We start from the raw sequence: 12,506 nt of genomic DNA on the forward strand, positions 1-12,506 counted from the left end.
GTCGCGGGCGGCGTCGGCGGCGATCTCGGCCGGGCTGCGGTAGGCGGTCTCGGCGTCCGCGCCCGCGTGCCCCATCAGCCGGACCGTGTCCAGGTGCAGCACGGCGGGCCGGCGGTGCCGGCGCACCCAGTCCGCCGCCTCCGCCGCCACCCGGTAGCTCGCCACCACGTCCGTCCCGTCGGCGGCGAAGTAGCGGATGCCGGGCCGGGAGCGCAGCGTGGCCGCCACCCACCCCTCGGGCGAACGCACGCTGATGCCGAGCCCGTTGTCCTCGCAGACGAACAGGACCGGGACACGCAGGTCGGAGTGGTCGTACCAGCCGGCGGTGTTGAGCGCGGCGGTGGCGCTGGCGTGGTTGACCGAGGCGTCGCCGAACGAGCAGACCACCACCGCGTCCGACGGCCAGGACGTCGCCTCCGGTTCGCCGTCGGCGCGCGGGCCGCCCCGGCGCGCCCGCTCCAGGGCCAGTCCCAGGCCGACCGCCCGGGGCAGGTGCGACGCGATGGTGGAGGTGGTCGGCACGACCGCGAGGTCGGCCCGGCCGAAGACCTTGTGCCGGCCGCCGGCGATCGGCTCCGCGGCCGAGGCGACCATCCCGCGCAGCACGTCGCGCGCCGCGTCCGCGTAGGCGTCGTCGGGGGCCGGCGGGGGCAGATCGGGTACGCCGACCGTCGCGTCGCCGTCCGCGTCCACGGTCACGCCGACGCCGTCCGGCAACGTGGCCGCCTCACCGCCCACCCCGCCCTGGTCGGCGCCGGCGTCCGAGGTGGCGGCCTCCGTCCCCGTCTCGGCGGGAGTGTCGGTCGGCGCGACGGGAGCGGTCGGGTCGTCCGAGGCGGGTGCCGGCGGGCCGGCGGGGAATTCGCCGGCCGCCTGGGCGGCACGCAGGCAGTAGAACGCGCCGGACCGGTAGTGCAGCAGCGCCGGGTCGGTCGGCCGGAGCGCGGCGGCGACGGCGGCGTTGCCCTCGTGACCGGCCGAGCCGATCGTGTAGTACCCCTCGCCGAAGCCGCGCAGCCAGCGCCCGGCCAGGTCGAGCAGCCGGCTGGTGAGCTGCGCGTCGAACAGGGCCAACAGTTGGGCCCCGGTCAGCGGCCCGCCGTCGGGCAGCGGCTCGGCCAGGTCGCGCCGCAGCTCCGGCGCGCCGAGCGCGGCCAGGTCGGCGCGGAGCCGGTCGTCGTGATCGTGCGGGGTGGTCACGTCGGACAGCATTACCGACTCCGGGCCGCCGCGCCCAGTCGGACACGTTCCGCCCGGTGTGGCTCAGACCTCGCCGCACTCCTCGGGGCAGCCGCCGTCGGACACCTTCCACACCAGCTCACGCAGGGCGGCCAACTCGGTGGTGCTCAGCCCGTCGAGAAGTCGGGAGTCCGACATCACCCGCCCGACCCGCTCCCGGACCTCGCGTCCCCGCCCGGTGACCACGAGCGTCTTCTGCCGCCGGTCGGCCGGGTCGGTCCGCCGCTCCACCAGCCCGGCCTGCTCCAGCCGGTCGGCCAGCCCGGTGACGTTGGACCTGTCGCAGCCCAACTGCTCGGCGAGGTCACGGGCCGGCAGCGGACGGTCCGGGTCCAGCTCGTACAGGGCCCGGGCGGCGGCCGGGGTGAGCCCCAGCGCGGCGATCGCCTCGTCCTGGTGGTGCCGCAGCGCGGCGGCGACGTGCAGGATCCGGCGCACGGTGTCCCCGGCCAGGCCGGGCCGGTCGGCGGGGGACGGGGATGGCGCCATGACCCGATCGTACGTGACCGATCAACAATTGACCTGCTCCACTATGTGGTCCGGTGACGTCGCCGCCCTTCGCCCACCGACCGCTGTTCGGCGGAAAGTGCCGTGCGGTCGTCTCGGTGTCACCTGACGGCCATCGACGCTCGCGAGGCTGCCCGGAGTCGACGAACCGGACTCCGGGGAGGAAACCGTGGCACTGTCCCGACGTACCATCCTGCTCAGCGGCGCGGCGCTCGGCGCCGCCGGCGCGGCAGCCGGCATGCCGGTCGCGGCCGCCGCGTCGCCCGGCCCGCTGCGCCGCGACCCGTTCACGCTCGGGGTGGCCTCCGGCGACCCCGACCACGACGGCTTCGTGCTCTGGACCCGGCTGGCGCCGGAACCACTGGCCGAGGACGGCCTGGGCGGCATGCCGTCGCGGGTCGTGCCGGTGGCGTGGGAGGTGGCCGCCGACGAGCGCTTCCGACACGTGGTGCGCCGGGGCGTACGGCTGGCCCGGCCGGAGTCGGCGCACAGCGTGCACGTGGAGTTGGACGGCCTGCTCCCCGGGCGGGAGTACTTCTACCGGTTCCGGGCCGAGCGCTGGCTGTCCCCGGTCGGCCGCACCCGCACCGCGCCGGCGCCCTGGCTGATGCCGTCCGCGCTGGCCATGGGCTTCGTCTCCTGCTCGCAGTACGAGCACGGCTACTTCACCGCGTACCGGCGGCTGGCCGAGACCGAGCCGGAGCTGATCCTGCACCTCGGCGACTACCAGTACGAGTACGCGAAGGACACCTACACCGTGCCCGGCGGCAACCCGCGCGACCACGAGGGCCCGGAGACCCGCACACTGGCGAACTACCGGCAGCGGCACGCCCAGTACAAGACCGACACCGACCTCCAGGCGGCGCACGCGGTCGCGCCCTGGGTGGTGGTCTTCGACGACCACGAGGTGGAGAACAACTGGGCCGACGAGGTACCCGAGGCGCCCGACCCGGACTTCCCGGCCCGGCGCGCGGCGGCGTTCCAGGCGTACTACGAGAACATGCCGCTGCGCCGTACCTCGATCCCGCGCGGCATCGACATGCAGCTCTACCGGCGGGTGCGCTGGGGCCGGCTGGCCACGTTCCACATGCTCGACACCCGCCAGTACCGGGACGACCAGGCGTGCGGCGACGGCTACAAGAGCTGCGCCGACGCGTCCGACCCGGCCCGCTCGATCACCGGCGCCGCGCAGGAGGCGTGGCTGCTGGACGGCTTCCGCCGCTCCGAGGCCCGCTGGGACCTGCTCGGCCAGCAGGTCTTCTTCGCCCAGCGGGACAACAACTCCGGTCCGCTGACGGTCACCAGCATGGACGCCTGGGACGGGTACGTCGCCTCGCGGGACCGGATCACCCGGGGCTGGGTGGCCGCCGGGGTGCGGAACCCGGTGGTGCTCACCGGTGACGTGCACGCGCACTGGGCCAGCGACCTGAAGCTGGACTACGCGGACCCGACGTCCCGCACGGTCGGCAGCGAGCTGGTCTGCTCGTCGATCACCTCGACCGGGGACGGCGCGGACTCGCCCACCGGCTCGCACCCGTGGCTGGCGTTCAACCCGCACCTGCGCTTCCAGAACAACCTGCGCGGGTACGTCCGCACCACGATCACCCCGAAGGACCTGACCGCGAACTTCGACGTGCTGCCGTACGTGAGCCGCCCGGACGCGCCGGCGTACACCCGGGCGACGTTCGTGATCGAGGACCGGGTCCCGGGGTTGAACCTGACGTACGACCGGCCGCCGGCCGCGGCGCGGACCGTCGCTCCCGGGGTGGACCAGGGCCGGCAGACGGTGGAGGCGGAGACGGTCCGGCCGTGACCGGCGGCGGCCGGGGCGGGTGCGGCGCGCCCGGCCCGGCCGCTCAGCCGGCCAGGAACGAGAAGCGGACCTGACGGTCCGGGTTGTCGCCGTTCGGGTCGACCAGGCAGATCGACTGCCAGGTGCCGAGCTGGAGCCGCCCGTCGAGCACCGGCACTGTCGCGTACGGCGGCACGAACGCCGGGAGCACGTGGTCGCGGCCGTGCCCGGGTGAGCCGTGCCGGTGCCGCCACCTGTCGTCGGTGGGGAGCAGGTCGTCGAGCGCCCGGAGCAGGTCGTCGTCCGACCCGGCGCCGGTCTCGATGATCGCCAGCCCGGCGGTGGCGTGCGGCACGAAGACGTGCAGCAACCCGTCGCCGGCCCCGGCGACGAACCGCTCGGCCTCGGCCGTGATGTCCCGGACGGTCGGCCGGGACCCGGTCCGGACGCTGATCACCTCACTGCGCATACGGCGCATTCTGCCGCAGCGGTTCAGTTCCCGCCCCCGCCACCACAGTCGCCGTTCCCACCGCCGTCGCCGTAGTGGGGCAGGTCCCCACCGGTGCCCTGCGGGCCGGGTGGGACGTAGTCGAAGGCGCTGCCCCCGCCCGCCGCCTCCCGGTAGCCGGACCGGAAGCGGCGCTGGTGCCGGAGTTCGCCGACGCCGCCGAGGACCAGCAGCGCGCCGCCGCCCAGGACGAAGATCCATTCCGGCCCCCACTCGGGGGTACGCGCGATCTCCCGCGCCAACCCGACCGCGGCGACGAGCGCCACCAGCACCCCCAGCGCCGTCATCACGCCGCCGACCAGAACCGGATCCCGCCGCATGCCGGCAGGGTAGCCGCGGACCGCCACCCGCGACCCGGCTAGCGCATCCGGTGATCGCACAAAGTTACTGATGGGTACCTGTGTTCAGCGTCGCGTCTGGGGGAGGGAGACGTGACGACGAGCGCCACGAGGGGGCAGGATGGCGCTAGAGACCTATCCCACACAGAACCGAGGGAACGCCTGTGGCTACGGAACGCAAGCGCCCGGTGATCACCGCTGGTCTGCCGAGCCAGCTTCCGGACATCGACCCTGAAGAGACCAGCGAATGGGTCGAGTCGCTCGACGGTGTCATCGACGAGCGCGGAACCAAGCGCGCCCGGTACGTCATGCTGCGCCTGCTGGAGCGGGCCCGCGAGCGGCAGGTCGGGGTGCCGTCCCTGACCACCACCGACTACATCAACACGATCCCGCCGGAGCGCGAACCGTGGTTCCCGGGTGACGAGCACGTCGAGCGGCGGCTGCGGGCGTACATCCGGTGGAACGCCGCGATGCTGGTGCACCGGGCGCAGCGCCCGGAGATCGGCGTCGGTGGCCACATCTCCACGTTCGCCAGCTCGGCGTCGCTCTACGAGGTGGGCTTCAACCACTTCTTCCGCGGCAAGAACCACCCCGGCGGCGGGGACCACATCTTCTACCAGGGTCACGCCTCCCCCGGCATGTACGCGCGGGCGTTCCTGGAGGGCCGGCTCAGCGAGAGCCAGCTCGACGGGTTCCGGCAGGAGCTGTCGCACCCCGGTGGCGGGCTGCCTTCGTACCCGCACCCGCGGCTGATGCCGGACTTCTGGGAGTTCCCCACCGTTTCCATGGGCCTCGGGCCGCTGAACGCGATCTACCAGGCGCGGTTCAACCGCTACCTGCACCACCGGGGCATCAAGGACACCTCCCAGCAGCACGTCTGGGCGTTCCTCGGCGACGGTGAGATGGACGAGGTCGAGTCGCTCGGCGCGATCGGCGTGGCCGCCCGCGAGGAGCTGGACAACCTCACCTTCGTGATCAACTGCAACCTCCAGCGCCTGGACGGACCGGTCCGCGGCAACGGCAAGGTCATGCAGGAGTTGGAGGCGTTCTTCCGGGGCGCCGGCTGGAACGTCATCAAGGTCGTCTGGGGCCGGGAGTGGGACCCGCTGCTCGCCGCGGACACCGACGGCGCGCTGGTCAACCTCATGAACACCACGCCCGACGGTGACTACCAGACCTACAAGGCGGAGTCCGGGTCGTACGTCCGGGAGCACTTCTTCGGTCGCGACCCGCGCACCCGCAAGATGGTCGAGCACCTCAGCGACGACGAGATCTGGAACCTCAAGCGGGGTGGCCACGACTACCGCAAGCTCTACGCGGCCTACAAGGCGGCGATGGAGCACACCGGCCAGCCGACCGTGATCCTCGCCAAGACGATCAAGGGCTGGACGCTCGGCTCGCACTTCGAGGGCCGCAACGCCACGCACCAGATGAAGAAGCTGACGCTGGAGGACCTGAAGCTCTTCCGCGACCGCCTCTACCTGGACATCCCGGACAAGCAGCTGGAGGAGAACCCCTACCTCCCGCCGTACTACACGCCGGGCGAGAAGTCGGACGAGATCGCGTACCTGAAGGACCGGCGGCAGCAGCTGGGCGGCTACCTGCCCTCGCGCAACACCGCGCGCAAGACGCTGGCCATCCCGGGCACCGAGCGGTTCTCCGACGTCAAGCGCGGGTCGGGCAAGCAGAAGGTCGCCACCACGATGGCGTTCGTCCGCCTGCTCAAGGACATCATGAAGGACAAGGAGTTCGGCAAGCGCTGGGTGCCGATCATCCCGGACGAGGCCCGCACCTTCGGCATGGACTCGCTCTTCCCGACCCAGAAGATCTACTCGCCGCACGGCCAGCGCTACACCTCGGTGGACCGGGAGCTGTTCCTGTCCTACAAGGAGTCGACGACCGGGCAGATCCTGCACGAGGGGATCAACGAGGCCGGGTCGGTGGCCTCGTTCACGGCCGCCGGCACGGCGTACGCCACCCACGGCGAGCCGATGATCCCGCTGTACATCTTCTACTCGATGTTCGGCTTCCAGCGCACCGGCGACGGGTTCTGGGCGGCGGCGGACCAGATGGCGCGGGGCTTCGTGCTCGGCGCCACCGCCGGCCGGACCACGCTCAACGGTGAGGGCCTCCAGCACGAGGACGGCCACTCGCTGCTGCTCGCCGCCACCAACCCGGCGGTGGTCGCCTACGACGCGGCGTTCGCCTTCGAGCTGGCGCACATCGTGGAGAACGGCCTGCACCGGATGTACGGCGAGGAGCAGGAGAACGTCTTCTACTACCTCACCGTCTACAACGAGCCGATCTTCCAGCCGGCCGAGCCGGAGGGCGTGGACGTCGAGGGCATCGTCAAGGGCATCCACCGCTACTCCCCCGCCCCGCAGGTCGGCGACGACGCGCCGAAGGCGAACATCCTCGCCTCCGGCACCGGCATGCAGTGGGCGCTCAAGGCCCAGCAGCTGCTCGCCGAGGACTGGGGCGTGTCCGCCGACGTGTGGTCGGTGACGTCCTGGACCGAGCTGCGCCGCGACGCGGTGGAGTGCGAGGAGCACAACCTGCTCAACCCGGGCGAGGAGCCGCGGGTGCCGTACATCGCGCGGAAGCTGGCCGACGCCGACGGGCCGAAGGTCGCGGTCAGCGACTGGATGCGCGCGGTACCGGACCTGATCGCCCGCTGGGTACCCGGGGACTACACCTCGCTCGGCACCGACGGCTTCGGCATGTCGGACACCCGGCACGCGCTGCGTCGGCACTTCCACGTCGACGCCGAGTCGGTCGCGGTCGCGACGCTGCGCCAGCTCGCGCTGCGCGGCGTGGTGCCGGCCCACGTGCCGGCCGACGCCGCCCGCAAGTACGCGCTGGACGACGTCACCGCCGCCCCGGTCGGCGAGACCGGCGGCGACAGCTAGACCCCGCACGACGGAAGGGCCCCGGCGCTGCGCGCCGGGGCCCTTCCGCTGTCTCCACCCGCCCCCGTTCCGTCGATCGGGGGTGATGCGGCGATGGTCCGGCGCCCCTGGCGGGGACGCCGGACCATCATCATCGCGGGCGACGCCGGGACGGGCTCGGTCAGCCGACGGCGGCCAGGTCGGTCAGCCGGGCCAGCGAGTCCTCCAGGTCGGCGCCGACCCGACGCAGGCCGAGCCGCAGCAGGGCGGCCTTGACGGGGCCGGCGGGCCAGCGCACGACGATCAGTCGTACGACGGTGCCACCGTCCTCCTCGTCCGGGGTCAGCTGGACGTAGATCTCGGTGCGCGCCTCGGCCCGGGCGCCCGCGCCCTTGGCCCGTTCGCGCCAGCCGATCAGGGTCGGCTCCTGGTAGGCGATCACCTCGGCCTCGTGCGCGGAGCCGCGTCCGGCCTGGACCAGTTGTCGCCGGCCGAATCCCTCCCCGGAGAGGACCTCGGCCGCGCGGACCCCCGCCAGCCAGGCCGGCAGCTGCTCGGCCCGCTGCACGACGTCCCAGACCACTTCCACCGGCGCCGCCACGTGTGCGCTGCGTTCCACGAGGATCATGAGTACTTTCCCCCACTTAAATCACATCCGCGATATTCGGCACTCTATGTGTAAATCGGACTTAAGCGGACGAGTTCGGAGAAGACACGCCGGAAACCCTTGTGCCGTCGGCGCTTTCCGGCCTATGGCGCGGCGGTCGCCCGAGCCCTAGAGTCGCGAGCACGCTTCATGTCTCGGGAGGGTGACTTGACGACCGCGCCGATGCCCGACTTCCCGGCCGACTTCCGCTGGGGGGTGTCCACCTCCGCGTACCAGATCGAGGGGGCGACCGCCGCCGACGGCCGCGGGCCGTCCATCTGGGACACGTTCGCCCGCGAGCCCGGCCGGATCGTCGACGCCAGCACCGGCGACGAGGCGTGCGACCACTACCACAGGTACGCCGAGGACACCGCGCTGCTGGCCGGGCTCGGGGTGTCCGCGTACCGGTTCTCCATCGCCTGGCCGCGCGTGCAGCCCACCGGCGCCGGCCCGGCGAACGCGGCCGGGCTCGACTTCTACGACCGGCTGGTGGACGGCCTGCTCGCGGCCGGCGTCGACCCGGTCGCCACGCTGTTCCACTGGGACCTGCCGCAGGCGCTGGAGGACGCCGGCGGCTGGCTGAACCGGGACACCGCCGCCCGCTTCGCCGAGTACGCCGACCTCACCGCCGCCCGCCTCGGCGACCGGGTGAAGCTCTGGATCACGCTCAACGAGCCGTTCGTCCACATGAGCCTCGGGCACGGCATGGGCGTGCACGCGCCGGGCCGGGTCCTGCTCTTCGACGCCTTCCCGGTCGCGCACCACCAGCTGCTCGGGCACGGCCTCGCGGTCGCCGCACTGCGGGCCCGCACCACCAGCCCGGTGGCGATCGCCAACAACTACTCCCCGGTGCGCCTGGCCGGTGACACCGACGCGGACCGGGCCGCCGCCGCGGCGTACGACGCGCTGCACAACCGGCTCTTCACCGACCCGCTGCTCGGCCTCGGCTACCCCGACGCGCCCGGCTTCGACCCCGCCGTGGTCCGCGACGGCGACCTGGACGTCGTCGCCGCGCCGATCGACGTGCTCGGCGTCAACTACTACAACCCGACCGGCATCCGCGCGCCCGAGGAGGGGTCGCCCCTGCCGTTCGAGATCGTGCCGTTGGACGGCTACCCGCGCACCGCGTTCGACTGGCCGGTGGCCCCGGACGGCCTGCGGGAGCTGCTGCTCCACCTGCGCGACCGGTACGGCGACGCGCTGCCGCCGATCCAGGTCACCGAGAGCGGGTGCGCGTACGACGACGTGCCCGACGCCGACGGCCGGGTGCACGACCCGGAGCGGATCGCGTACCTGGACGGGCACGTGCGCGCGGTGCACGAGGCGATCGGCGCGGGCGTGCCGGTGACCGGGTACTTCGTCTGGTCGCTGCTGGACAACTGGGAGTGGGCCGAGGGGTTCACCAAGCGCTTCGGGCTGGTGCACGTCGACTACCCGACCCAGCGGCGCACGCCGAAGTCGTCGTACACCTGGTTCCGGGACCTGGTGCGGCGATGACCACGGTGAACCCGACGCCGGCCTCGTTGCCGGCGGCGCTCGCCGAACCGACGGTGCCGGTGCGGCGGGGCTGGATCGCGCTGATCTTCGCGGCCAACCTGGGCGTCTGGATGGCGTTCTTCACCCCGATCCAGGTGCTGCTGCCGCAGCAGGTGGAACGGATCGCGCCGGGCGACAAGGAGGCCATGCTGGCGGTGGTGACCGGCCTCGGCGCGCTCGCCGCGGTGCTGGCCAATCCGCTGGCCGGCGCGCTGTCGGACCGTACCTCGCTGCGGCTGGCCAACCGGCACTTCGGCCGCCGGCACGTCTGGACCGCGACCGGCGCGGTGGTCGGCGCGGCCGCCCTGGTGCTGCTGGCCCGGCAGGACAGCATCGCCGGGGTGGCGGTGGCCTGGGTGGCCGCCCAGGTCTGCTTCAACGCCATGCTGGCCAGCCTCACCGCCGCGATCCCGGACCGGGTGCCGGTGGCCCAGCGCGGCGGCGTCTCCGGCTGGGTCGGCATCCCGCAGGCGCTCGGCCTGGTGCTCGGCGCGGTGCTGGTCACCGCCGTGGTCACCGGCAACGCCGCCGGGTACGCGGCGATCGCGCTCGCCGTGCTGCTGCTGTCGCTGCCGTTCGCGCTGCTCACCCAGGACGACCCGCTGCCCCGGGAACACCGGTCGCCGCTGCGGGCGCGCGCGCTGCTCGCCTCGATGTGGATCAGCCCGCGCCGTCACCCGGACTTCGCCTGGGCCTGGTTCACCCGGTTCCTGGTGCAGCTGGGCAACGCGCTCGGCACGCTCTACCTGCTCTACTTCCTCACCGACGGGGTGCGGGTGGCCGACCCCGAGGGCTCGCTGCTGGTCCTGATCCTGCTCTACACGCTGGGCATGATGCTCACCGCCGTGGTCGCCGGGCGCCTCTCCGACCGATCCGGCCGGCGCAAGGTGTTCGTGATCGTGTCCGGGCTGATCATGGCGGTGGCCGCGACGCTGCTCGCCGTGGCGCCGGTCTGGCCGATGGCGATCGTGGCCGCGCTGCTGCTCGGCGCGGGTTACGGCGTCTACCTGGCGGTGGACGCCGCGTTGATCACCCAGGTGCTGCCGGCCGCCACCGACCGGGCCAAGGACCTCGGCGTGATCAACATCGCCAACTCCGCCCCGCAGGTGCTGGGGCCGGCGCTCTCCGCGCCGGTCGTGGTCCACCTCGGCGGCTACCCGACCCTGTACGCGGTCACCGCGGCGGTCACCCTGCTCGGCAGCGCCCTGGTCGTGAAGATCAGGGCGGTGCCCTGACCGGCCCCCTGCCGGAAAGCGGTCGCGGCCCGCCGTAGGCTGGGGGACGTGACGGTACGTGTACGCTTCGCCCCTTCCCCGACCGGAATGTTCCACGTCGGCGGTGCCCGCTCGGCCCTGCAGAACTGGATCTTCGCCAAGCAGCAGGGCGGGGTGTTCGTGCTCCGTGTCGAGGACACCGACGCGGCCCGCAACCGGCCCGAGTGGACCGAGGGCATCCTCTCCGCGCTCGACTGGATCGGCATCGCCCGGGGCAGCTACGAGGGCCCCTACTTCCAGTCCTCCTATGCCGGTGAGCACCGCGCCGCCGCCCAGCGCCTCTACGAGGGCGGCCGGGCCTACTACTGCGACTGCACCCGCGAGGACGTGCAGGCGCGTACCGGTTCACCGCACCGCGGCTACGACGGCTTCTGCCGGGACCGCGGCCTGGAGCCGGGCGAGGGTCGGGCGCTGCGCTTCCGTACGCCGGACGAGGGCGAGACCGTGGTGGTCGACCTGATCCGCGGCGAGCCGACGTTCGAGAACAAGCTGATCGAGGACTTCGTCATCGCCCGGGGCGACGGCTCGCCGGTCTTCCTGCTCGCCAACGTGGTCGACGACATGACCATGGGGATCACCCACGTGATCCGGGCCGAGGAGCACCTGCCCAACACCCCGAAGCAGCAGCTGCTCTGGGACGCGCTCGGGGTCAAGCCGCCGATCTGGGCGCACGTGCCGGTGGTGGTCAACGAGAAGCGGCAGAAGCTGTCCAAGCGGCGCGACAAGGTCGCGCTGGAGGCGTACCGGGACGAGGGCTACCTCGCCGACGCGATGCGCAACTACCTGATGCTGCTCGGCTGGGCGCCGTCGGGCGACCGGGAGATCGTGCCCTGGTCGGTGATCGAGGACGAGTTCCGGCTCGACGAGGTCAACCCCTCCCCCGCCTTCTTCGACGAGAAGAAGCTGCGGGCCTTCAACGGGGAGTACATCCGGGCGCTGCCGGTGGAGGAGTTCGTGGCCGCCTGCCAGCCGTGGCTCACCGGCACCGACACGATCGCCCCGCCGCCGTGGCAGCCGGCCGAGTTCGACCCGGCCGCGTTCGCCGCGGTGGCCCCGCTGGCGCAGACCCGGATCGCGGTCCTCGCCGAGATCGTGCCGAACGTCGACTTCCTCTTCCTGGCCGACCCGCTGATCGACGAGGCGGCCTGGGCGAAGGCGATGAAGGAGGGCGCCGCCGAGCTGCTGGACGCCGCGATCGAGGCGTTCGGATCGCTGGAGTCGTGGGACGCCGAGTCGCTGAAGGCCACGCTGGAGGCGGTGGGCGCGGAGCGCGGGCTGAAGCTGGGCAAGGCGCAGGCGCCGGTCCGGGTCGCGGTCACCGGCCGCACCGTCGGGCTGCCGCTGTTCGAGTCCCTGGAGGTGCTCGGCCGCGAGCGCACCCTGACCCGGCTGCGGGCCGCCCGGGTACGCCTGGTCTGACCCTGGTCCACCCCCGGCCTGACCCGCCGGGGGCCCGGTGGGACCCGGCGGCGTGTCGTCTGCGGGCGTGTCGCGGTCCGAAGCCGATACAAGTGTGAGCGACATACCGCTGGGTCATAAAGATGACTCAGCGGTATATCGCTCGTCCGGTCGGCCCTCACCCGCGGCCGTCACGCGCCGTGTTCGACGCGCCCGTCCGGTCAGCGGCGGGTGGCGCGACGGCGCAGCACGAGCGCGCCGACCAGGAGCAGCCCCAGCACCACCACCGGGGCGACGGTCCAGAGCCAGCCCGTACCCCCGTCGTCGTCCCCGGCGGCGGCCGGGGACGGGCTCGCCGGGGACGGCGACCCGGCGGACGG

Annotated in this window: 10 protein-coding genes; 5 read left to right on the plus strand and 5 right to left on the minus strand. The window is 72.9% G+C overall.

The annotated features are described in order from the left end of the window. Both HUW36_RS14500 and HUW36_RS14505 read right to left on the minus strand, forming a co-directional pair. The coding region (locus HUW36_RS14500) for a thiamine pyrophosphate-dependent enzyme (RefSeq protein ID WP_246248174.1) at positions 1-1,212 on the minus strand (1,212 nt) is incomplete at its 3' end. A 51-nt stretch (positions 1,213-1,263) separates the two neighbouring features. Then, a complete protein-coding gene (locus tag HUW36_RS14505) occupies positions 1,264-1,728 on the minus strand; it encodes a MarR family winged helix-turn-helix transcriptional regulator (RefSeq protein WP_174528640.1) in 465 nt (154 codons plus the stop codon). Between the two features lie 187 nt (positions 1,729-1,915). On the opposite strand from HUW36_RS14505, the gene HUW36_RS14510 reads away from it, so the two are divergent. Further along, entirely contained in the window at positions 1,916-3,559 is a 1,644-nt protein-coding gene (locus tag HUW36_RS14510) for an alkaline phosphatase D family protein (RefSeq protein WP_174528641.1), read from the plus strand. Positions 3,560-3,602: 43 nt separating this feature from the next. Here HUW36_RS14510 and HUW36_RS14515 read toward each other — a convergent pair whose 3' ends face one another. Both HUW36_RS14515 and HUW36_RS14520 read right to left on the minus strand, forming a co-directional pair. After that, positions 3,603-4,007, minus strand: a complete 405-nt coding sequence (locus HUW36_RS14515) for a secondary thiamine-phosphate synthase enzyme YjbQ (protein ID WP_174528642.1) — start codon at positions 4,005-4,007, stop codon at positions 3,603-3,605. A 23-nt stretch (positions 4,008-4,030) separates the two neighbouring features. Continuing rightward, complete coding sequence (locus tag HUW36_RS14520; RefSeq protein ID WP_174528643.1) at positions 4,031-4,366, minus strand: hypothetical protein; 336 nt, start codon at positions 4,364-4,366, stop codon at positions 4,031-4,033. A 182-nt stretch (positions 4,367-4,548) separates the two neighbouring features. Between HUW36_RS14520 and aceE the strand changes: the two genes are divergently transcribed. Then, positions 4,549-7,293, plus strand: a complete 2,745-nt coding sequence (gene aceE / locus HUW36_RS14525) for a pyruvate dehydrogenase (acetyl-transferring), homodimeric type (protein ID WP_174528644.1) — start codon at positions 4,549-4,551, stop codon at positions 7,291-7,293. A 160-nt stretch (positions 7,294-7,453) separates the two neighbouring features. On the opposite strand, the gene HUW36_RS14530 is transcribed toward aceE, so the two are convergent. Continuing rightward, positions 7,454-7,900, minus strand: a complete 447-nt coding sequence (locus HUW36_RS14530) for an SRPBCC family protein (RefSeq protein WP_174528645.1) — start codon at positions 7,898-7,900, stop codon at positions 7,454-7,456. A 201-nt stretch (positions 7,901-8,101) separates the two neighbouring features. Between HUW36_RS14530 and HUW36_RS14535 the strand changes: the two genes are divergently transcribed. The 3 genes from HUW36_RS14535 to gltX are packed head-to-tail and all read left to right on the plus strand — an operon-like array spanning position 8,102 to position 12,147. Further along, positions 8,102-9,415 carry a GH1 family beta-glucosidase gene (locus tag HUW36_RS14535; RefSeq protein WP_174528648.1) on the plus strand — a complete coding sequence of 438 codons (1,314 nt, stop codon included), beginning with the start codon at positions 8,102-8,104 and terminating at the stop codon, positions 9,413-9,415. Continuing rightward, positions 9,412-10,689: an MFS transporter gene (locus HUW36_RS14540; protein WP_174528646.1), complete on the plus strand. Its 1,278-nt coding sequence runs from the start codon at positions 9,412-9,414 to the stop codon at positions 10,687-10,689. Before HUW36_RS14535 ends, HUW36_RS14540 begins: the two co-directional genes overlap by 4 nt. Positions 10,690-10,737: 48 nt before the next feature. Next, positions 10,738-12,147, plus strand: a complete 1,410-nt coding sequence (gltX, locus tag HUW36_RS14545) for a glutamate--tRNA ligase (RefSeq protein ID WP_174528647.1) — start codon at positions 10,738-10,740, stop codon at positions 12,145-12,147. The last annotated feature ends 359 nt before the right edge of the window (positions 12,148-12,506 follow it).

This window comes from Micromonospora maritima, from assembly GCF_902825405.1.
GTDB lineage: Bacteria > Actinomycetota > Actinomycetes > Mycobacteriales > Micromonosporaceae > Micromonospora > Micromonospora maritima.